We start from the raw sequence: 20,856 nt of genomic DNA, 5'->3' as shown, positions 1-20,856 counted from the left end.
CTCATCCTTCAAATCACGCGCTTATATAAGAAAAACCCAGCTGAAAAAGATAAAACATCTCTTCATGGCAGGGTTAATCAACTTGAAGTGAAAATTATATCAGCGAGCCTTTTCGTACACCCACTGAATATTAATTGAACAAAATCGGAAATATAAAGATGATAAATTCTTAATTTATTTTGTTTGGCTTAGCTTAACCTCATCGTCTTATAGTACGGGTAATACATTGATCGTTACATGAAGGTTAATAAAGCTTACTTTGATATAGACTGTAAATCATTGACAAAATTAGGGTAAGAAATATTGATACAATCAATATTATCTACGACTACGGTTTCTTCTGTAACTAATGATGCGATAATTCCCATCATGGCGATTCGATGATCGTCATAGGATTTGAAACTTCCACCTTTTAGTTTTGTATTTCCTTTAATAATCATCCCATCTTCAGTAGGCGTAACATCCGCTCCAAGTTTGGAAAGATTCTCAGAAACTGCAAGCAATCGATCTGTTTCTTTCACTTTTAACTCTTGTGCATCTTTAATAATTGTTGTCCCATCTGCTTGAGTTGCTAATAATGCTAGAATTGGTATTTCATCAATAAGGCGAGGAATCGTGTCCCCTTCAATAGTAACCCCACTTAATTGTGAACCGTTTATAAGAATATCACCTATTTTTTCGCCTCCAACAATACGCTCATTCTGAATGGTCAGCTTAGCTCCCATTTGAAGAACAACGTCGATGATTCCAGTTCTAGTTTCATTAAGTCCAACATCTTTTAATATTATTTCACTTCTAGGTACCATACACGCTGCAACAATGAAAAATGCAGCAGAAGAAATATCACCAGGTACTTCTACATGACAACCTTGAAGATCAGTAGTTTTAGAAATAGATATTGTATGACCATCTGTCTTTATATTTGCTCCAAATGCTTGTAACATTGTTTCCGTATGATTTCGAGTTGGTGATTTTTCTCGAACTACTGTTTTATTCTCTGAATGTAATCCAGCTAAAAGTAATGCCGACTTTACTTGAGCACTTTTTACAGGTAAATCATACTCAATAGATTTTAATGTTGTACCTTTTATCGTTAGAGGTAAATAATTTCCTTGCTGTACACCATCAATCCTCGCTCCCATTAAGCGTAATGGATCAACAACCCGACTCATCGGTCTTTTAGAAAGTGATGCATCACCATATATTGTAGTTTTAAACGGAAGTCCAGCTAGTAACCCTAACATTAATCGAGTCGTTGTCCCTGAGTTTCCAAAGTCTAATTCCTTTTTTGGTTCTATTAGTCCACTTAAACCAGTACCTTCGATCGTAATGTTTGAACCATTTTTTTGAATTGTTACACCCATTTCTTTGAACGCATTAATTGTCCGCATACAATCTTCCCCGTCTAGAAAATTGGTTACAGTTGTTGTTCCTGTTGCAATAGAACCAAAAATGATCGAACGATGAGATATCGATTTATCCCCAGGTACTTTTATTAATCCATGAAGAGAACCAGAGATTGGTTGTAATGTTAGTGGGTTCATCTCGACAACTCCTTTTTTCCTAATTTTGTATCATTGTCTCGTATCCTAATGAAGTGAGCTTTTTAGAACTTTCTATTTGTTCTTTTTGGGTATGAAAACTTAGCCTTAACACTCCTGTTATTCCTTCACGTACTTCTAAAATTTCGATGTTTTTTATGCTGAAATTCTCATCCGCTAATATTTGTACAACTTTAGCAATAGCACCTGATTGGTCGTGAATATCTACATATACATCGTAAAAAGATGGAATAGCGCCTTGTTCTTTTTTGGACAGGCCATCTCGATATTTTTTTGCACTATCTAAATAATTCAGTATTTCATTTTTCTCATTTGTCTCTATTAATAATTTCAAATGACTCATCTCTTCAATCCAGTCTTCTAGAAAGTAGGACATTTTCGATTGATTATGGTGAAAGATATCCTGCCACATCTGAGGATTACTGGACGCAATTCTAGTTATATCTCGAAATCCCCCTGCGGCAAGATTTGGTAAGTAGGCATGCGTTCGTTCCCACTTTTTTGCTTGGTGTACAAGTGAAGATGCAATTAGATGCGGGAAATGAGAAATAACTCCTGTCATTTCGTCATGCTCTTCTGGTTTTAAAACTAAGAATTTGCATTTAGTTGTTGCGAGTACCGATTTAATTACTTCTATTTGTTCTTCCGCTTCATAATCTAGAGGGGACAATACATAAATAGCATTTTCAAAAAGATGAGCTTTAGAAGCTTCAACTCCCCGTTTGTGGGAACCAGCCATCGGATGTCCACCAATAAATGTAATGTTTGGGTTATTGATTTGTTGTGCTGCAGTTAAAATTGCCCCTTTTACAGAAGCGGTGTCTGTCACAATTACTTGTTTTGGAAATTCGACTTGATCTAGTTTTTGAATCATGTTAATTGTTTCTGTTATTGGTGCGGCTAAAATTATTATATCTGCCCTTTGGGCAACATGTTGCAAGTTAGTATCGTAATAAGAAATGATTCCAGTTTCTTTAGCATATTTTAAAGTTGATTCATCCACATCAAAACCAATTAATTTATGGTCTGAAAAATTTCTGATTGCTCTTGCTATAGAGCCTCCAATTAAACCTAATCCTGCTATCAATATCGTTTGTTGTTTCATGCATACACCTATCCTAGTTCATGATCAAATTGTTCTAACACTTTTTGTAATTTTTTCATATCTTTTTCTTTACCAATCGTTACTCGAATGGTTTTTGGTATACCTAATAGTTCTCCTGGTCGGACGATAAAACCAAATCGAATTAAATATTCATAGACTTTCACCCCACTAGTCGGTGTTTTAACTAATAGGAAGTTTGCTTCGGAATCGTAATAACCCCACCCTAATTTTTCTAAAAAACGTTGGAATTCTATTAGGTTTTTATAATTTTCTTGATTTGTATGTTGAATGAATTTTTGGTCTTCTAGTGCATATGAAGCGGCTTTCTGTGCTACTGCATTTGTGTTAAAAGGACCGCGAACCTTATCTAAAGTTTCAATAATGCTTGCATTAGCTATACCGTAACCAATACGCAATCCAGCTAATCCATATGCTTTTGAAAACGTGCGGAGTACAATCACATTACTATAGGTATGACGCAATTGTAATGCATTTAATTCTTTATCGGGTTGTAAATATTCATAGTATGCTTCATCTAAGACGACAAGCACTTCTTTTGGGCATTGATCTAAGAAGGAAGTAAACGCATCTTTTGAGAACGCAGATCCTGTCGGATTATTGGGTGTACATAGCCAAACAATTGCAGTGTGATCATCTATCGTAGCTAGCATCTTATCCAACTGATGATAACCTTCCTCGTCTGTTGGGATTTCTTTAATTTCTGCACCCTCAATAAGCGAGTAATGTTTATACTGTGGAAATGTTGGAGTAGCCATGACCACATTCGATCCAGGAACAATAAAGGAGCGACATAATAATTGAATAATTTCTTCAGAACCACTACCAAAGATAATTTCTGTTTCATCAATTTTTAATTTTTTAGTTAACGCAGTACGTAAATCAGAGGTGTAACCATCAGGATAAATATGAAAATCGAAATTTTCTGCTTTTAACGCTTCAGAAACCTGTTTAGAATATCCATATGGATTTTCGTTCGATGCCAATTTAACAATATAATCAAGTTGATAGTCTATTTGAATATCTTTTGTTTGTTTACCTTGCTTGTAAGGGCTCAACTGTTTTAAGATGTCTTTACCTTGCATATCTATTCGCCTTCCTTTTGTAGCAAATCTGGTCGAAGTTTCACAGCATTATTATGAAACACATGATGGATTTTTTGTTGAGGTGTATCCGTTCGAATTACCATCATCACTCTAATACATTTTGTTAAACTATTTGGAACATCGATCTCGGTCATACACATTACAGGTACATATTTCCAACTGTCGTCTATTTGCCTTAATGCTTTTGCAGGAAATCCAGCTGTTACATCTTTTGTCACAGAAATAAACACATGTGACACATCATTAGATCTAATATTATTCTGGTCTACCATATCTTTAACAAGATTTTTTGTTTGTAAGACGATTTCTTCTGCATTATTTTCTTGTATTGTTGTTGCTCCTCGTACACCTCTCGTCACAGTTTCTCCATCCTTTCTAAATAGGTCTGTATATAGTGTTTCATCAATGTATTTTCTATTGACACAGTTACGGGATTTTCCACTTCTTTTAAAAGTACCATCTGTATTTTGCCGCCAATTGATTTTTTATCATTTTTCATAAGCTCCATTAACTCTATGATTTCTTCTTTAGAAATGGAAAGAATAGGGTAATTATTATCTTTCAACCATTGATACAATTGGTAAAAAGGTAGCTGTACTTGAAATTCTAGTTCACTGACATGAAGTGCAAATAATAAACCATTTGCTACTGCTTCACCATGAGTAATTTTTCCATAACCGTGTATAGTTTCTAATGCATGACCTAGTGTATGTCCTAGATTGAGAAACTTTCTTATATTCGCTTCTTTCTCATCTTGTTCTACAATTCTTGCTTTTACTTGAATTCCTGCTTTCAAATATATTTCAAGCTGTTGTGGTTTAATTGATGCTAATGAATGATCTAACAGAGATAAAAACATTTTTTGGTTTGCAATTAAGCCTTCTTTTATAATTTCAGCATAACCACTTCTAATTTCATGAAGTGGTAGTGTTGACAAAGTTTCCACATCATAAATTACGGCAACAGGTGAGAAAAAACTTCCGATTAAGTTTTTTCCAAAATGATGATTAATTGCGACTTTTCCTCCTACACTGCTATCATGTGCGAGAATTGTAGTAGGAACTTGAATATAATCAATGCCACGCATAAACGTTGCAGCAACAAAACCAGCTAGGTCACCTACAACTCCTCCACCTAAAGCAATGATTAATGACTGACGGTCTAGCCCATTCTTGAGGGCTTCTGTTTGCAAACTATAAAACTTCTCGATACTTTTTGAATTTTCTCCAGAAGGAATGGTGAAATGACAGATGTTTTCTTCAGTTGGAAATCCGTGTAGGACATCTTCAAGATAGCGACTTCCTACTTGGTCATCCGTAATAATAAATATATTTGTATAATTTTTATTTATATATGCTCTTATTTGATATCGTAGTCCTTGACCAATATAAATTGGATATGAGGAATGGTTTGATTTCACTGTCATTTCTTCCATTTTTAGAAACACCTAATTTCTTCTCTGTAATCATCAATTGCTTTTTTTAATTGTGGAAAACGATCGCTAGAAAATTGTTCGGTAAGAGCTTTTGCTAATTCAAATGCTACTACATGTTCCATAACTACTGATGCTGCAGGAACAGCACATGCATCCGATCGCTCTACAGTAGCTTTAAAAGGTTCTTTTGTTTCAATATCAACACTAGTTAGTGGCCTCTTCATTAATGTTGGGATTGGTTTCATTACCCCTCGAACAACAATTGGCATTCCAGTAGTCATACCACCTTCAAAGCCACCTAATCGATTCGTAGTACGGTAGTATCCAAGTGCTTCATCCCATGCTATTTCATCATGAACTTCACTTCCATTTCGTTTCGCCGCCTCAAATCCGATTCCGAATTCGACACCTTTAAACGCATTAATGCTTACGACACTTCCTGCTAATCTACTATCTAACTTTCGATCATAATGAACGTAGGATCCAACTCCTGCTGGCATCCCTTCTACATATACTTCACAGACACCACCAATGGAATCTCCTTCTTTTTTAGCTTGATCGATTGCACTTGTCATTTGTTCCTCAACAGCAGCATCAAGAACCATTACTGGTGAACGATTTGCCTTATCTGCACGCTCCTGTGCATTTAAATCTCGTAGATCACTAGCTTCAATTCCTGCTATCTCTTTAACATAACCGGCAACTTCAATTCCTAGCTCTTTTAATAGTGTTTTAGCAACAGCACCAGCAGCAACACGGGCAGCTGTTTCCCTTGCAGAAGAACGTTCTAATACATTCCTCATATCTCTATGTCCATATTTAAGTGCACCGTTTAAATCTGCATGTCCAGGTCTTGGTTTAGTAACTACACGACGCATCTTTGACGGATCTTCCATGGGTTCTTCGCCCATAATATCAGTCCAATGTTTAAAATCATCATTGCGTATTACTAGTGATAGTGGAGATCCTAAAGTATAACCATGACGCACACCACTTACAATATCTACAGTATCTTTTTCTATTTGCATACGCTTCCCTCTACCGTGTCCACCCTGCCTTCGACGTAGAGAAGCATTAATATCTTCTGCAGTAATCGGTAATTGTGAAGGAAGTCCTTCGATAATCGTTGTTAATTGTTTTCCATGAGATTCACCAGACGTTATGTATCGCAATTTACATTCTCCTTCTTAAATAGTTGAAAGTTTTCTAATTACTATATCATAGATAAGTTTATAAAGGGTAGTCTTTGACATCATTTATTTTAATTTCTTATGAGGAGATTGTTTGTTTCTTTTTATAGAAAAATGTCTCTTCTAGTTCAAAACCATACTGTTGAGGGGTGAAAATTTGCTCTGTGCTACCTACAAACAATATTCCATTAGCTGACAGAGAATTACTAAATCCTTGATAAATGCTGTTCTTCGCTTTATCAGTAAAATATATTAATACATTCCTGCAAACAATAAGGTCGACATTTTGTGGGTACGCGTCGGCTAATAAATTATGTCTTTTAAAAGTAATATGTTGTTTTATTTCTGGGTTAATCGAATATATTGTACCTGTTCTTTCAAAGTACTTATTTTTAAGTCTATCAGGTAACTCTTTCAGAGACTGTTTTTGATACATTCCTTGTTTTGCGCTTTTTAGAACATTTTCATCAATATCCGTGGCAATTATTTCAAAGTCTTGTTTGGGAAAATGTTCAAGCAGTAGAATTGCTAAACTATAAGGCTCTTCACCTGTTGAGCAAGCGGCACTCCAAATTTTTATTTTTGGTTTTTGGGATATCAATTTAGGAAAGATATTTTGCTGTAATACTTCCCAACGTTTAGGATTACGATAAAACTCAGAGACATTGATTGTTAAACGATCCGTAAATTCTTTTAGTAGTGTTTCGTCTTTCAAACAAGCTTGCAAATATTGAATGTAACTGGTAAATCCTCGTTTGTCTCTTAAGGTTGTTATCCTCCGTTTCATCTGTGTTTCTTTATATAAAGCTAGGTCTAAACCTAGAGTTTGGTGAACTTTTTCTAAAAAATTTTTATAATCATCCATTCATTTCACTCCGAATCAACAAAATGTATATAAAAACCTCCGTTTATTTTAACGGAGGTCATAAACCAAGTGAAAACAGCAATTGTTTCCGCTTTCACTATTAATAAATCCAATTATTTGCTTGTTTTTCGTAGGAAACGATTTCATTTTCTGAGAAGAAAAGAGATATTTCTCTCTCAGCGCTTTCTGAAGAATCAGAGCCATGAATAATATTCTTTCCTACACTGATCCCGAAATCACCACGAATAGTACTCGGGTCTGCTTCTAACGGGTTAGTTTTACCCATTATTTTTCGAGCTGTTGCGATTACATTTTCACCTTCCCAAACCATAGCAAATACTGGTCCAGAAGTAATGAAATCAACTAATTCACCAAAGAAAGGACGATCTTTGTGTTCATTGTAATGTGTTTCAGCTAATTGATTAGACACCTGCATTAATTTTGCGCCAGCAAGCTTGTACCCCTTTGTTTCAAACCTTTTTACAATTTCACCAATTAAGTTCCGTTGAACTCCATCTGGTTTTACCATTAAAAATGTTTTCTCCATAAAAATCACCCCAACTTATGTATTTAAAATAAGCAACCTATAAAATAATATCAAATTTTCTTAAAAATAACAATTACTTAAGATCTTCTTTTTCCAATATAGGTAGCAATATCTTGGAGTGTTTTCTTTGCACGGGAAGATGGTAATTCATCTAATGCTGTTAATGCTTTAGATAAATACATATCACTTACAGCATAACTTCTTTTAATTGCATCCGTACGTTTTAATTGTTGAATTAGCATCTTCATTTCATTCGTTGTAACATGACCATTTTTTGTAAACACATCAAAAAGTGATTGTTTGAAGGTCTTATCTTCCATAGCATATAAAACTGGAAGTGTTATATTTCCTTGTAGTAAATCATTACCAGCAGGCTTACCTAGCTCTTTTGAAGTAGATGTGAAATCTAAAATATCATCTATAATTTGATAAGACATTCCTATGTAATAGCCATATTGGTAAAGCTTATTAGCTTGATAATCATTTAAACCTCCGACAATAGCTCCTAACTTACAACTACTAGCTATTAATAGAGCAGTTTTCCTTTTTATACGTCGTAGATAATCACGCAAGTTTTGTTCCCAATTAAATTTATATTCAATTTGTTCAATCTCACCTATAGAAACTTCTACTAACGTTTTGGATAATAATTGATGTACACGCGAGTCTGGAATATCCGTTATTTCTTCTAATGCTCTTGCAAGAATATAGTCCCCAGTATACATAGCGACTCGATTACCATATATAGAAGCTGTTGTCGGTTTCCCTCTTCTTAGTTCTGCTTCATCGATCACATCATCATGGACGAGAGTAGCCATATGTATTAGTTCTAATGTAACTGCAACCTTGCTAATCTTAGAAAGGTCATAATTCCCTAATTGAGAAGATAACAAAACAAAAACAGGACGAATTCGCTTTCCTCCTGCATGTAATAATTCAGTTGATGCATCACGTAACACGGGATGATTTGCCTGTATACTATCCTGCAATGCAGATTCTATACTTTCCATATCCTTCTTTAAAAAGCCATAAATTTTTGGTAGTTTCATGTAAGTCACCTTATTTTACCTTTAACAATTCTACGTACTATTGAGCTGCTTTAAAGCCCATATGCATTGCAGCAACTCCACCTGTATAACTTTTCACTTCTACTCTTTCAAAACCAGCATTTAAAAACATTTCTTTTAATTTCTTTTTACCAGGGAAATCTTTTGCTGATTCTTGTAACCAAGAATATTCTTTATAACTTTTGGCAATTAATTTACCCAATATCGGCATGATAAATTTGAAATAAAAGTAATATGCTTGTCGATAACCAATTAAGGTAGGTTGAGAAGTTTCAATACATACCACTTTACCACCAGGCTTAACAACTCGATACATTTCTTTTAAAACAGTCATATAATCTGGTACATTGCGTAGTCCAAATCCAATTGTAACATAATCAAAACTATTTTCTTCATATGGTAATTCCATCGCATTACCATGAATAAGTTCTAACTGATTTAATTGCATGTCTTGTTTTTTTTGTTTTGCAATTGAAAGCATGTTTTGACTAAAATCAAGGCCAATTACTTCACCTGTTTGTCCAACCGCTTCTGCAAGCGAAACAGCCCAATCTCCTGTACCACAACATACATCTAGAGCAGTTTCTCCTGCTTGAACATTCATTCGTTTCATTGTATCTTTACGCCAAGCTTTGTGGCGTTGAAAAGATATTATCGAATTCATTGAATCATAGTTGGAATATATATTTTCAAAAACATGATGTACACGCTCTTCTTTTGATGATGGTTTCCCCATAAAACACACTTCCTCTAAATTCTAGTCGAAATATTCACATTATCGTTTTGTTGATCTTGAATATAATGAGTGATAAATGCAGTTTGATTTGATAATGTTTGAACAAGATTACTTACATTTTTTTTATAATTATTAATCGCTGTTTCCCCTATTACTGAATTATTATATTCTTTTTCTAATTCTAGTCGTTGTATGATAAGCCAATCTGTAATTAATTCATTTGCCGTATCATCATATAAAAATTGCGTTACATGAACAATTAACATCGAATTTATCTTTTTGGTTAAATCAATCCATTCATGCAATGTAGGAGAATCCTTGTAATATAATGCCATTTTTAATTCATTAATCTCGCGTATTGCATTTGCTAATGTCTGAATAAACTCTATTTCTCCTACTTCTGACAATAGAAAATAATATAATCCGCTATAATAATCACCAGAAAGCACTTGTAATTGCTTCGACAGTGTTTCCTGTTCTGTTTCAGCAACTTTTTTTATAGGAACAAGATCATGGGTGTCCAAGGCGATCTGTACGAGCATCGTAGTAATAAGATATCTCTCGCGTTGCATCGGAGTCAATGATCTATCTTGTTCAACGAGGAACTGCAATAACCCCCATTTTGCTTCATCAATAAGTGGTTGTTGTATATGTTTATGAATATATCCATATTTTAATTTTTCATCTAGAAGCTCTCTATAGCTCTGATTTCTTGTAATAAATGTAGTCAAGAATATCACCTGGACCCTTTCAGCCATTCAATTGCTTTAGCTATTATAGCACATTTCTACATTTATAAAAACGATTGAATATATGTAGCTTCTAAATTCCAACAATTAGAAATTATTCATTTGTCATCTCACCATGACTGGTTTGTATTAATGCTTTACCTCTTACTTTGATAGCTGATGTATGTTCAGTAAATTGAGCAATCATTACTTCTCCTTGATCCAGTTTTTCTGTATGGTGAAAACGAGTATCATGTCCTCTTGTTAAACCAATAACATTTACTCCATTCTCAAGGGCTTTTATGATAAAATATTCAGCCTTATCCGTACGGTCTGCCATTATAAATCTCCTTTAGTATTTTTTAATAAAACATTCATGAAAATAAATAAAAGGGGTACGCTAAAAACGTACCCCTTTGTAGTCACCCTATGTAAAATTATTATTTTACACTGTCTTTAAGGGCTTTACCTGGTTTGAAAGCTGGAACTTTGCTTGCAGGAATTTCGATTTCTTCTCCTGTTTGCGGATTACGTCCTTTACGAGCAGAACGTTCGCGTACTTCAAAGTTACCAAAACCAATTAACTGTACTTTTTCACCGTTTTTCAGTGAATCCATGACAGATTCAAATACTGCATCTACAGCTTTTGTTGCGTCTTTTTTAGAAAGCTCACTTTTTTCAGCAACAGCATTCACTAAGTCTGTTTTGTTCATGACATTCACCTCCTCCCAGGATGTTCATTTCGACAAATCGACATATTAATATGTCGGATTCATTGTCTGCTTACAAGTAAGTCATCCCTAACAAGTGATGACAAGGCTTATATTAACTGAGTTTGGAATAAAATTCAACAAAAAGTATCGATTTCTTCAATATTTATTGGGATTTTTACCTATTTTTACCTATATACGTATAAAATATAGTATTGTTTTGGAAAATCCCTCCAACCCAGTATACACAAAGCATTGTCATATTTCACTATACATATACGACAAAAATAAAATATTTCCTGCCGTTATTCTATTTTTTATTAAAAAACACAAAAAAAATATAGCAGCTATGTATAAGCTGCTATAAAATAATGGCGATTAATCCACCAGAACCTTCGTTTATGATTCTTTCTAACGTATCTTTTAATTTATATCTTGCATTTTCAGGCATTAGAGAGATTTTAGCTTGAATTCCTTCTCTTACTATTGAACTTAATGACCTTCCAAAAATATCCGACTCCCAAATTGATAGTGGATCTTCTTCAAAATCTTGCATTAAATATCTGACAAGTTCTTCGCTTTGTTTTTCTGTCCCAATAATCGGCGCGAATTCTGATTCTACTTCTACACGAATCATATGGATTGACGGTGCTACTGCTTTTAGACGCACCCCAAACCTTGATCCTTGTCTAATGATTTCAGGCTCATCTAATTGCATATCCTCTAATGTTGGGGCTGCAATTCCATATCCAGTTTGCTTCACCATTTGCAATGCCCCTGCTACTTGATCATATTCTCTTTTCGCATAAGCAAAATCCTGCATAAGTTCCAGCAAATGATCTTTTCCCCGAATCTCTTCTCCCACAATTTCTTTTAATACTTCGTCGTATAAATAATCTGGAGCATGAAGGTCAATTTCTGCGATACCTTCACCCATTTCCATACCTGCTAGGCTTGCCTGTTCTATATAGTCATAATCTGTGAAGTTACCAACGATATGGTCTACATCTCTTAATCGTTTAATATCCTTCACAGTCGTTTGAATAGCATCTTGATAATTTTGACGCAACCAGTGACGTTCATTTAACACCATTACCCAGCTAGGTAAATTAACATTCACTTCAAGTACTGGGAATTCAAATAGTGCTTCTCTGAGCACATTGTATACATCATGCTCAGTCATCGATTCAATACTCATTGCCAATACGGGTATATCATGTTTTTCAACTAACTCTTGTCTTAATAACTCTGTATCTTGACTTCGAGGTTGAGTAGAGTTGACCACCATGATAAATGGTTTTCCGACTTCTTTTAATTCTTCTACTACTCTTGTTTCAGCGTCTTCATAGTCATGTCTTTCAATTTCACCAATTGTTCCATCAGTTGTAACAACAACTCCGATAGTGGAGTGTTCTTGAATTACTTTTCGCGTACCGATTTCTGCTGCATCATGAAAAGGTATTGGATCTTCGTACCATGGCGTATGAATCATTCTCGGACCATTCTCATCTTCAAATCCTTTTGCACCTTCTACTGCGTATCCTACACAGTCAACAAGCCTTACATTTACATCCAGACCTTCATCTACTTTTACTTGCACAGCTTGGTTCGGTATAAATTTCGGTTCAGTTGTCATAATGGTTTTTCCTGCTGCGCTTTGTGGTAGTTCATCATGCGCTCGTGCACGATCACTTTCACTTTCAATATTAGGTAATACTACGAGCTCCATAAACTTTTTAATAAAAGTTGACTTACCTGTACGGACTGCTCCAACTATTCCTAAATAGATATCACCGTTAGTCCGTTTTGAAATGTCTTTGAAAATATCCGTTTTTTCCAAAAGATCCCCTCCCGATCTCCGTACTTTAATATAAACCACCCGCAATATATTGACATTATGATTCTATGATGTTGTCCTATTAAAATATGCCTTGATTGGCAATATTTTTAATATATTTTTCCATACAGGTACATCATCGTTAAAAAAACCCTTGCAACAATATATATTGCTACAAGGGTTTTTTTATTCCATCTCATCTGAAAAAATAACTTGATTATCTTTTATGGTATACGGAACAGAATATGCAGGAACAAATGGAGAGTGATCGGTTAGTAAGTACCGAATATCATCACCTTCGGAATATGCATGATTATATTCTTGAATAGCGTTGTTTAAGTCATAAGAATAATCAACAAAAAGATTCCCGTCTAAATCCATAATAATTGGTAACTCTTCTTGCGAAAAAGGACTAGTAACTGTTGGTGCTTCTTCAAGACCTAATTTATTATAATCAATGGTGTAAAACTTGTCCGTAATTTTTTTCCCAAAAGCTGGATAGTAATTTTCCTGTCTATAAAAGTCCAATTGAACATTAACACGGCGTATTTCTTCTGTAATTCGTAAATCAATTAACTTTACTGTTGGATCATCTTCGGGATTTAATAAGGTATATTGATATACGCCTCCCTTTTCAAAAGAATTTCCAGGAGGCTCTGAAAGATATCCCTTTTCACGAAGTTGACTAAAATCAATTAAATATTTTTCAAATTCTGGAGTATCATTATCCTTTGTTTGAATTGGAACAAGACCATTTTCACCTTCTTTATAACTATTTACGGATTGTTGAACGGTCTGTAATTGCTCTTCATATGGTATTTGGTTCTCGGACTTCTCACTTTGCGGATAAAGACAACCAGTAAGTAAGAAAGTAAGTAAAATAATTGGTATTAACAAATATGTACGTTTTTCCATAATTTAAAACTCCTTATCATTATCGTGTAGGTCCACTAAATACGACATACAGGATAATAAATCCCCCACAAATTAGACAGAGGTAAGCAAGTAATGATACTACCACCTGTACCCAGCCACGAAGTTTACTTCTGCTCCACACAATCAGTCCCATTGCGAGAATTAATAAAAACATTCCTGCAAATGAAACATACATCATAAACATTGAAATTGACAACGATTTCACCTCGACTAACTATAAATATCCTTTACATAGGTGTCATTATAACATAATCATCCGTTAGAACGAGTGAATTTTACTAATATTATGTGACGGAATTAAACATAAGGAATCCCGTGATAAAGGGGGTGACTCTACCACGGGATGACTAAATAAGTTTCCTTAGCAACTCTATCCTTGAATGCTTGTGCGATTTATCTTATGCATATAAATGTGATTTCGTATACTCAATTGCCTATGCCTTGCTATTTTTTGAAAAGTTTATTTAAACTATTCATATCACTTGGCATATTATTATTCACAATGGATTGCACAATTTTATCTTCTCTTTCTTTTGAGAGGGGTTTATTTGCCATTTGAGATAGCTGTTTTACTAAATTACGTACAGTTTGTTCATCTTTAAAATTAGCATGCTTTACAGAGTCTGCAACTTTATAAACATCTTCAGGGTTAATGTTTGCATTCTTCTGTAATTTATCAAATAAGCCTTTTTGAAAATTATTCACATTTTTTCCTCCTTGCGATTTCATTCATCATATTATATGCAAGGAGGTAAATTACGTGTTATTCGGAATATCTTTCCTTTAGTAGTACTGCTAAATCATCCATTTCGTCTCGTTTCCCTCTGTTCATCAGTTGTTCAACCACATCTTTTGGATCTTTATTTTCAAATATAACCTGATGAATACCACTTGTAATTGGCATTTCAACATTTTGATCTTTCGCAAATTGATGAGCAGCTTTAACAGTACGTACACCTTCAACTACCATGCCCATCTGCTCAAGTACTTCATCAAGCTGGTTTCCTTTGCCCAATAGATTTCCTGCACGCCAATTACGACTGTGCACACTAGTACAAGTAACTATTAGATCTCCAACGCCGGATAACCCTAGGAAACTTAACGGATTTGCCCCTAATGATGTACCCAACCGAGCAATTTCAGCCAGGCCTCTTGTAATTAGAGCTGCTTTCGCGTTATCACCATAACCTAAGCCATCAGATATTCCTGCACCTAGTGCAATAATGTTCTTTAGTGCGCCACCTAATTCTATACCTAGAATATCATCGCTTGTATAAACACGGAATGAATCACTTGAGAAGAGATCTTGTGCATGTTTCGCTTTTTCTAGATTAATAGATGAAGTAGTAACTGTAGTTGGATGTCTTAATGCGACTTCTTCAGCATGACTTGGACCAGATAATACAACAACATCTTCATAATGTATATCCATCTCTTCCTCTATCATCTGAGAGACCCTTTTTAAACTAACAGGTTCTATACCTTTTGTCGCATGAATAACCGTTGTTTTTGGATCAATCCATTTATTCAATTCACTACATACTTCTCGAATCGCTTTCGTTGGGACAACAATTACAACTGCATCTACTCCAGAAACGGTTTGATGCATATCGCTAAAAGCGGTAATCTCCTTTGGAATATCCACATCTAGATATTTATTATTTCGATGAGTGTCATTAATTGTTTCGGCATGTTCTTTCCGATGTGCCCATAATCGAACTTCATGGCCATTGTCAGCCAATACGATTGCAAGTGCGGTTCCCCAACTTCCAGCACCTAGTACAGCAACTTTTTTCATGTGCTCATCTCTCCCTAATTTATTGGCGTCTTCTTGCGAATAATTTAATAGGTGTACCCACAAATCCAAATGCATCACGAATTTTATTCTCTAAAAATCTTTCGTATGAAAAGTGCATTAATTCTGGATCGTTTACAAAAACAACAAAACTTGGAGGTTGTACAGCAACCTGTGTTGCATAGAGTACCTTCAAGCGTTTTCCTTTTAGTGTAGGAGTAGGATTCATAGCTATAGCATCCATGATCACATCATTTAATACATTGGTTGGAATACGTTTCGTATGGCTTTCGCTAGCTACCTTAATTGCTGGAATTAATGTATGCATACGCTTTTTGGTTTTCGCTGATAAAAATACAACTGGAGCATAATCTAAATATTGAAAATGTGCTCGAATATTTTTTTCAAATTCTTTCATTGCTTTTTCATTTGATTCTACCGTATCCCATTTATTAACAACGATTACAATTGCTCTACCCGCATCATGTGCATATCCAGCTATACGTTTATCTTGTTCTCGTATACCTGTCTCGGCATCAATTAATACTAAAACAACATCAGATCGTTCAATAGCACGTAAGGCACGTAATACACTATATTTTTCTGTAGATTCATACACTTTCCCGCGTTTACGCATACCTGCCGTATCGATAATTACAAAATCTTGATCATCTCGATGTAACTTGGTATCTATGGCATCACGAGTTGTTCCCTCTATTTCGCTGACAATCACTCGATCTTCATTTAGTAATGCATTTACAAGAGAAGATTTACCTACATTTGGTCTTCCGATTAAACTAAAGTATATCGTATCCTCATCTTTTTCTTCTTCTGCTTCATTTGGAAAATGACCAACAACTTCATCAAGCAAGTCACCTAACCCAAGGCCATGTGTTCCTGAAATTGGAAACGGTTGTCCAAATCCCAATGAATAATATTCATAAATTGTTTCATGCATTTGTGGATTATCCATTTTGTTTACGCCTACCACAATAGGTTTATTAGATTTAAACAATAATTTAGCTACTTCATCGTCTGCAGCTGTAATACCTTCTTTTCCATTTAGTAAAAATACAATAACATCTGCTTCATCAATTGCAATTTCAGCTTGCTGTCTCATTTGCACAAGTAATGGTTCATCCCCTATTTCAATACCACCAGTATCAATGATATTAAAGGTATGATTAAGCCATTCTGCATTCGCATATATTCGATCCCTTGTTACACCAGGGATATCTTCTACAATTGAAATTCTTTCTCCTACTAAGCGATTAAAGATGGTTGACTTTCCTACGTTTGGTCTACCAACAATCGCGACTACAGATTTCCTCATCTTTAAGGAACATCCTCTCTCTTTTGTCTATTTGCCTTTATACATTCTAGCAAAATAAGGTAAGATAAACAATTAAATTCTATATTTAGTGTTTTACAATAATGTAGACTTCATCACTTAATCGATGTGCTATTCCGTCAATTATCGCCTCTAAATTAGCTGCAAACAATTCTAGTTCCTCCCCTTTTTCACATATAAATATCGGTGCACCGCCTGCTACTTTAGATTGATTAGACGTAATTACTGCTAAGACAGTTTTTTCTAATTCCATATTCATGTTTTATTCCTCCTTATTGGTTTTGATTCAGAAGGCATTCGAACGGCACTCTCTAATACAGGTACTGCGCCTATTACTTTTTTTGCCTTTTCTGCATCTTTTACAAGCGGAAGAATAAATACTCCTAAACGGCCATCAGCTAAATCTCGTTTTATGAGTGGAGTTAATGCAGGAGTGCCTGAATCACGAAACACACCTAATGAAACAGATACATCATGTAATATTGCTTGACGTTGACCAAGATTAGCAATAGTAGTAATAATATTTATGTTTTTTGGTTTTAAGATAAATCCCATTCCGTGTTCTAATATTTCTTCCTGTCTTTCTGGTAGACCAATATTCATAATATAAATATTGTCTACGTATAAACCAGCACCATCAAAAGATATCTCCGATTGTTCAATATCTACTATATCTTTTAAAGTTGATCCACTCATGAGACTTAGCCCGACAATAAACGATAATATTGCTACAACGGATGCAGGAAACCATCCCCAAGCAATATATGCGAGGGTAGTAAAGAAAGCTGTAAACATAACTAGATAATTTCTGCTTTCAAATGAAATTGCTATCCCTTCAATATATGTATTGCCTCTTGATACCAATTCAAATCCATCTAATTCCGTAAGCGTATTTCTTTCCATGTTACGAACGTCTCTGAATTGTGTAGCTGCAACAGTCAAAAATGTCACGGCAGTAAATTGCATTTCCAGTAAAGCTGGAATTGCTAGAGCTCCTAAAGAAGCAGCTATAAATCCAAGCGATAAGTGGATAATGCGACCGTGTAAGTATGTGGGATATTGACGGTAATCCGAACGTAAAGTAAGTAACCTTGCGACAGTACCAGTTACGACTCCGAAAAGTATTGCATTTAAATATGCATCGATTTCCATGAAAGCCACCTCATCTTTAAAAACTGTATCTTTTAGTATGGCTCACTTTATAAATCTTAGTACATGGAAACAAAACTTAAAATGACACGATGATAGTGTGTGTAAACAAATAAAATGCCAAGGAATATAATTTCTTCCTTAGCATTTTATAGGTAAGATGATTTATTTATATTTATCGAGCTTATCGCCAATAAAATCTCCTAGTTGAAAACCAGATTGATCGTCATCTTTCTCATATTGCTTGAATTCTTTAGCTTCTTGTTCTTCTTCTAATTCTTTTATGCTTAAGCTAATTCGTTGATCTTCTTCACTAACATCCAATACTTTTACTTGAACTTTTTGTCCAATTTCAAGAACTTCTTGTGGTGTTCCGATATGACGGTTGGCGATTTGAGAAATGTGTACTAATCCTTCTACGCCAGGAAGTAACTCAACAAACGCACCAAAACTTACTAAGCGTTTCACTGTACCTTCAATTGTAGATCCTGCTTTAATTTGTTTCTCTACATTAGCCCATGGTCCCGGTAATGTGTTTTTATGAGATAAAGAGATTCGTTCATTATCTAGATCAACTGACAATACTTCTACTTTAATTTTGTCCCCTTCAGAAACAACATCAGAAGTCTTTTCTACATGTTCATGTGCAAGTTGAGAAATATGAACCAATCCGTCTACTCCACCAAGGTCAACAAACGCACCGAAGTTTGTAATACGTTGTACCGTCCCTTCAATAACTTGTCCAGGCTCAAGTGATTGTAGAACATCATTCTTTCTTGATTTTTCTTCCTCTTCCACAATGGCACGGTGGGATAAAATCACCCGATTTTGTGAACGATCTAAGTCTGCGATTTTTACTTTCAATGACTTATTTAGATAGTCACTAAAATCTTCAACATAATAAGTTTCTACTAAAGAAGCAGGTATAAAGCCGCGAACACCTACATCAACAACTAATCCGCCTTTTACAACTTCTTTTACAGTAGTATCGAATGCTTCACCTGAGTTATATTTTTGTTCTAAATCTTCCCAGGCCGTTTCAGAATCTACTGCTCTTTTTGATAGAATGATTTCATCATCATCTATCTTTTTCACTTTTAATGAAACCGTATCCCCTTCTGAAAGTACATCTGTTGTTGCTTCAACGTGCATACTAGACAGTTCGCCAATCGGTAGAATTCCTTCTGTTTTATAACCGATATCTACAAGAACTTGTTTATCTTCTAATTTTACGACAGTTCCTGTTACGGTACTTCCTACTTCAAATGTTTGTAGATTTTTACTTTCTTCACTCATTTCCATAGCCTCCTAGGTACACTTCAACTATCCATTTATAAGGGAATAGTAAGAAAGATAAATTCTAGTTTCTATTTATAACTTCTAATAATTACAATTATTTGTCAAGTAAAGACAATTAATTTTTGTGAATATCATACAAATTTCTGATTTCTTCCATAATTGCCTCTGACATGTCTTTTGCAGAGGCTTTTTGTTCACGGTAGGTATTTACATCCATTGGTTCTCCGTAGGCTACTGTTGTTTTAGAAAATGGTTTGTATTTACCAATTATTACACAAGGAACGACGACAGCCTCTGAACGTAAAGCAAAAAATCCAACACCTGAAAGTGGTTTTCCTAATTCTCCAGTTTTACTTCTAGTACCTTCTGGAAAGAGACCAAGTGTATGCCCTTCTTCAAGGATTTTAAGTCCGTTACGCAATGCGTTACGATCTGCTAGTCCTCTACGAACTGGAAAAGCCTTTATACCTAGTAACAGTTTTCCTAAGAAAGGTTTATCGAAGAGCTCTCCTTTTGCCATAAACGATATATCACGGCTGGAGGTGATACCAACAACAGGTGGGTCAAAATTAGAAATGTGATTTGAACAAATAATAACAGGACCAGACTTAGGGATGTTCTCCTTGCCAATCACTTTAATACGATAAAGCGGGTAAAAAATGATTGCTATAATAGATCTAGCAAATTTATAAAGCATCTTTCTCCCCCTCTATATACCCTTACTATTTTTAGTATTGTATTTAGAAATCTCTTGTAAGATTTGATCTTTTACTTCTGTAATCGAAAGTGAAGTTGTGTCGACTTCTATTGCATCTTTAGCTTTGATTAATGGTGATACTTCACGATTTGAATCTATTTGATCTCGATCACTAATTTCTTTTTTTAATGACTGAATATCTGAGGGGATACCCTTTTTAATATTTTCTTCATGACGTCTCTTTGCTCTTTCTTCCACAGATGCAACTAAAAAGATTTTAACTTCTGCATCTGGTAATACATGTGTACCTATATCTCTTCCATCCATTACTACACTGCGGTTATTTGCGAGTTTTTGTTGTCGAGATACCATCTCTTTACGGATAGATGGATGCTGCGCCACAAAAGATACTTGTGAAGTTACATCTGGATAACGAATTTCTTCAGAGACATCTTTGTTATTTACAAACACTCGTTGTCCATTTTCAGTCTGTTTTAATTCTATAATAGAATTCATTAATATAGTTAATACTCTCTCTTCATTTTTGGGATCTACACCCTCCTGTAAAGACTGATAGGTTAAAGCACGATACATGGCACCCGTGTCAACATAAATAAATCCTAATTGATTTGCGATCATTTTTGCCACAGTACTTTTTCCTGCTGCTGCGGGTCCGTCAATAGCAACTGTAATTATTTGTTCCAATCTTGTTCAACTCCTACA

The 20,856-nt window shown here is 34.9% G+C and carries 24 protein-coding genes; all 24 read right to left on the bottom strand.

Translation table 11 applies throughout. The features are described from left to right. Positions 1–254: 254 nt before the first annotated feature. Entirely contained in the window at positions 255–1,544 is a 1,290-nt protein-coding gene (aroA, locus tag AQ616_RS06400; RefSeq protein WP_069685305.1) for a 3-phosphoshikimate 1-carboxyvinyltransferase, read from the bottom strand. Between the two features lie 19 nt (positions 1,545–1,563). Next, positions 1,564–2,667 carry a prephenate dehydrogenase gene (locus AQ616_RS06395; RefSeq protein ID WP_017796899.1) on the bottom strand — a complete coding sequence of 368 codons (1,104 nt, stop codon included), beginning with the start codon at positions 2,665–2,667 and terminating at the stop codon, positions 1,564–1,566. 8 nt (positions 2,668–2,675) lie between these two features. Next, positions 2,676–3,770, bottom strand: coding sequence for a histidinol-phosphate transaminase (gene hisC, locus AQ616_RS06390; protein ID WP_069685304.1), 1,095 nt, complete (start codon positions 3,768–3,770; stop codon positions 2,676–2,678). 2 nt (positions 3,771–3,772) lie between these two features. Continuing rightward, positions 3,773–4,150 (bottom strand): chorismate mutase, encoded by a 378-nt coding sequence (gene aroH, locus AQ616_RS06385; protein WP_017796901.1) that lies wholly within the window; start codon positions 4,148–4,150, stop codon positions 3,773–3,775. Further along, a complete protein-coding gene (gene aroB / locus AQ616_RS06380; RefSeq protein WP_017796902.1) occupies positions 4,147–5,226 on the bottom strand; it encodes a 3-dehydroquinate synthase in 1,080 nt (359 codons plus the stop codon). The genes aroH and aroB overlap by 4 nt, the downstream gene beginning before the upstream one ends. A gap of 2 nt (positions 5,227–5,228) precedes the next feature. After that, positions 5,229–6,398, bottom strand: a complete 1,170-nt coding sequence (gene aroC, locus AQ616_RS06375) for a chorismate synthase (RefSeq protein WP_017796903.1) — start codon at positions 6,396–6,398, stop codon at positions 5,229–5,231. Between the two features lie 97 nt (positions 6,399–6,495). Then, on the bottom strand, positions 6,496–7,281 hold the full coding sequence (locus AQ616_RS06370) for a CheR family methyltransferase (protein WP_017796904.1): 786 nt from the start codon (positions 7,279–7,281) through the stop codon (positions 6,496–6,498). A 100-nt stretch (positions 7,282–7,381) separates the two neighbouring features. Next, positions 7,382–7,828 (bottom strand): nucleoside-diphosphate kinase, encoded by a 447-nt coding sequence (ndk, locus tag AQ616_RS06365; protein WP_017796905.1) that lies wholly within the window; start codon positions 7,826–7,828, stop codon positions 7,382–7,384. Between the two features lie 77 nt (positions 7,829–7,905). Then, complete coding sequence (hepT, locus tag AQ616_RS06360; protein ID WP_069685303.1) at positions 7,906–8,877, bottom strand: heptaprenyl diphosphate synthase component II; 972 nt, start codon at positions 8,875–8,877, stop codon at positions 7,906–7,908. Between the two features lie 37 nt (positions 8,878–8,914). Next, the gene (menG, locus tag AQ616_RS06355) at positions 8,915–9,631 is read right to left on the bottom strand and encodes a demethylmenaquinone methyltransferase (protein ID WP_069685302.1); all 717 of its coding nucleotides are present in this window, start codon (positions 9,629–9,631) and stop codon (positions 8,915–8,917) included. Positions 9,632–9,645: 14 nt separating this feature from the next. Beyond that, positions 9,646–10,371 (bottom strand): heptaprenyl diphosphate synthase component 1, encoded by a 726-nt coding sequence (locus tag AQ616_RS06350; protein ID WP_240490476.1) that lies wholly within the window; start codon positions 10,369–10,371, stop codon positions 9,646–9,648. A 103-nt stretch (positions 10,372–10,474) separates the two neighbouring features. After that, positions 10,475–10,699, bottom strand: a complete 225-nt coding sequence (gene mtrB, locus AQ616_RS06345) for a trp RNA-binding attenuation protein MtrB (protein ID WP_017796909.1) — start codon at positions 10,697–10,699, stop codon at positions 10,475–10,477. 100 nt (positions 10,700–10,799) lie between these two features. Then, a complete protein-coding gene (locus tag AQ616_RS06340; protein WP_010650679.1) occupies positions 10,800–11,072 on the bottom strand; it encodes an HU family DNA-binding protein in 273 nt (90 codons plus the stop codon). Between the two features lie 358 nt (positions 11,073–11,430). After that, positions 11,431–12,909: a stage IV sporulation protein A gene (spoIVA, locus tag AQ616_RS06335; RefSeq protein ID WP_017796910.1), complete on the bottom strand. Its 1,479-nt coding sequence runs from the start codon at positions 12,907–12,909 to the stop codon at positions 11,431–11,433. A gap of 183 nt (positions 12,910–13,092) precedes the next feature. Then, positions 13,093–13,821, bottom strand: a complete 729-nt coding sequence (locus AQ616_RS06330) for a hypothetical protein (protein ID WP_069685300.1) — start codon at positions 13,819–13,821, stop codon at positions 13,093–13,095. Positions 13,822–13,840: 19 nt separating this feature from the next. Beyond that, positions 13,841–14,020, bottom strand: coding sequence for a DUF2768 domain-containing protein (locus AQ616_RS19165; RefSeq protein WP_424474894.1), 180 nt, complete (start codon positions 14,018–14,020; stop codon positions 13,841–13,843). A 266-nt stretch (positions 14,021–14,286) separates the two neighbouring features. Next, positions 14,287–14,547 carry a stage VI sporulation protein F gene (locus AQ616_RS06325; protein ID WP_017796912.1) on the bottom strand — a complete coding sequence of 87 codons (261 nt, stop codon included), beginning with the start codon at positions 14,545–14,547 and terminating at the stop codon, positions 14,287–14,289. Between the two features lie 58 nt (positions 14,548–14,605). Next, positions 14,606–15,640, bottom strand: a complete 1,035-nt coding sequence (locus AQ616_RS06320; protein WP_017796913.1) for an NAD(P)H-dependent glycerol-3-phosphate dehydrogenase — start codon at positions 15,638–15,640, stop codon at positions 14,606–14,608. Between the two features lie 19 nt (positions 15,641–15,659). Then, positions 15,660–16,970 carry a ribosome biogenesis GTPase Der gene (gene der / locus AQ616_RS06315; RefSeq protein WP_017796914.1) on the bottom strand — a complete coding sequence of 437 codons (1,311 nt, stop codon included), beginning with the start codon at positions 16,968–16,970 and terminating at the stop codon, positions 15,660–15,662. 85 nt (positions 16,971–17,055) lie between these two features. Continuing rightward, a complete protein-coding gene (locus AQ616_RS06310) occupies positions 17,056–17,247 on the bottom strand; it encodes a capping complex subunit for YIEGIA (protein WP_240490471.1) in 192 nt (63 codons plus the stop codon). Continuing rightward, positions 17,244–18,140 (bottom strand): YIEGIA family protein, encoded by an 897-nt coding sequence (locus AQ616_RS06305; RefSeq protein ID WP_017796916.1) that lies wholly within the window; start codon positions 18,138–18,140, stop codon positions 17,244–17,246. The genes AQ616_RS06310 and AQ616_RS06305 overlap by 4 nt, the downstream gene beginning before the upstream one ends. A gap of 162 nt (positions 18,141–18,302) precedes the next feature. Beyond that, positions 18,303–19,433, bottom strand: coding sequence for a 30S ribosomal protein S1 (rpsA, locus tag AQ616_RS06300; RefSeq protein WP_069685299.1), 1,131 nt, complete (start codon positions 19,431–19,433; stop codon positions 18,303–18,305). A 118-nt stretch (positions 19,434–19,551) separates the two neighbouring features. Beyond that, a complete protein-coding gene (locus AQ616_RS06295; RefSeq protein ID WP_017796918.1) occupies positions 19,552–20,133 on the bottom strand; it encodes a lysophospholipid acyltransferase family protein in 582 nt (193 codons plus the stop codon). A gap of 12 nt (positions 20,134–20,145) precedes the next feature. Then, on the bottom strand, positions 20,146–20,838 hold the full coding sequence (gene cmk, locus AQ616_RS06290) for a (d)CMP kinase (RefSeq protein WP_017796919.1): 693 nt from the start codon (positions 20,836–20,838) through the stop codon (positions 20,146–20,148). Positions 20,839–20,856 lie beyond the last annotated feature (18 nt).

The organism is Oceanobacillus sp. E9 (assembly GCF_001741975.1).
GTDB classification, from domain to species: Bacteria; Bacillota; Bacilli; order Bacillales; family Amphibacillaceae; genus Oceanobacillus; species Oceanobacillus kimchii.
The sequence above is the reverse complement of the archived record's forward strand: the minus strand, read 5'-3'. Positions and strand labels throughout refer to the sequence as shown.

Excerpts from the sequence above, each read along its gene's own strand:
- aroA (WP_069685305.1), bottom strand. The coding sequence starts at position 1,544 with ATGAACCCACTAACATTACAACCAATCTCTGGTTCTCTTCATGGATTA.
- AQ616_RS06395 (WP_017796899.1), bottom strand. The coding sequence starts at position 2,667 with ATGAAACAACAAACGATATTGATAGCAGGATTAGGTTTAATTGGAGGC.
- hisC (WP_069685304.1), bottom strand. The coding sequence starts at position 3,770 with ATGCAAGGTAAAGACATCTTAAAACAGTTGAGCCCTTACAAGCAAGGT.
- aroB (WP_017796902.1), bottom strand. The coding sequence starts at position 5,226 with ATGGAAGAAATGACAGTGAAATCAAACCATTCCTCATATCCAATTTAT.
- AQ616_RS06370 (WP_017796904.1), bottom strand. The coding sequence starts at position 7,281 with ATGGATGATTATAAAAATTTTTTAGAAAAAGTTCACCAAACTCTAGGT.
- ndk (WP_017796905.1), bottom strand. The coding sequence starts at position 7,828 with ATGGAGAAAACATTTTTAATGGTAAAACCAGATGGAGTTCAACGGAAC.
- hepT (WP_069685303.1), bottom strand. The coding sequence starts at position 8,877 with ATGAAACTACCAAAAATTTATGGCTTTTTAAAGAAGGATATGGAAAGT.
- menG (WP_069685302.1), bottom strand. The coding sequence starts at position 9,631 with ATGGGGAAACCATCATCAAAAGAAGAGCGTGTACATCATGTTTTTGAA.
- mtrB (WP_017796909.1), bottom strand. The coding sequence starts at position 10,699 with ATGGCAGACCGTACGGATAAGGCTGAATATTTTATCATAAAAGCCCTT.
- AQ616_RS06340 (WP_010650679.1), bottom strand. The coding sequence starts at position 11,072 with ATGAACAAAACAGACTTAGTGAATGCTGTTGCTGAAAAAAGTGAGCTT.
- AQ616_RS06330 (WP_069685300.1), bottom strand. The coding sequence starts at position 13,821 with ATGGAAAAACGTACATATTTGTTAATACCAATTATTTTACTTACTTTC.
- AQ616_RS19165 (WP_424474894.1), bottom strand. The coding sequence starts at position 14,020 with ATGATGTATGTTTCATTTGCAGGAATGTTTTTATTAATTCTCGCAATG.
- AQ616_RS06320 (WP_017796913.1), bottom strand. The coding sequence starts at position 15,640 with ATGAAAAAAGTTGCTGTACTAGGTGCTGGAAGTTGGGGAACCGCACTT.
- der (WP_017796914.1), bottom strand. The coding sequence starts at position 16,970 with ATGAGGAAATCTGTAGTCGCGATTGTTGGTAGACCAAACGTAGGAAAG.
- AQ616_RS06310 (WP_240490471.1), bottom strand. The coding sequence starts at position 17,247 with ATGAATATGGAATTAGAAAAAACTGTCTTAGCAGTAATTACGTCTAAT.
- AQ616_RS06305 (WP_017796916.1), bottom strand. The coding sequence starts at position 18,140 with ATGGAAATCGATGCATATTTAAATGCAATACTTTTCGGAGTCGTAACT.
- rpsA (WP_069685299.1), bottom strand. The coding sequence starts at position 19,433 with ATGAGTGAAGAAAGTAAAAATCTACAAACATTTGAAGTAGGAAGTACC.
- AQ616_RS06295 (WP_017796918.1), bottom strand. The coding sequence starts at position 20,133 with ATGCTTTATAAATTTGCTAGATCTATTATAGCAATCATTTTTTACCCG.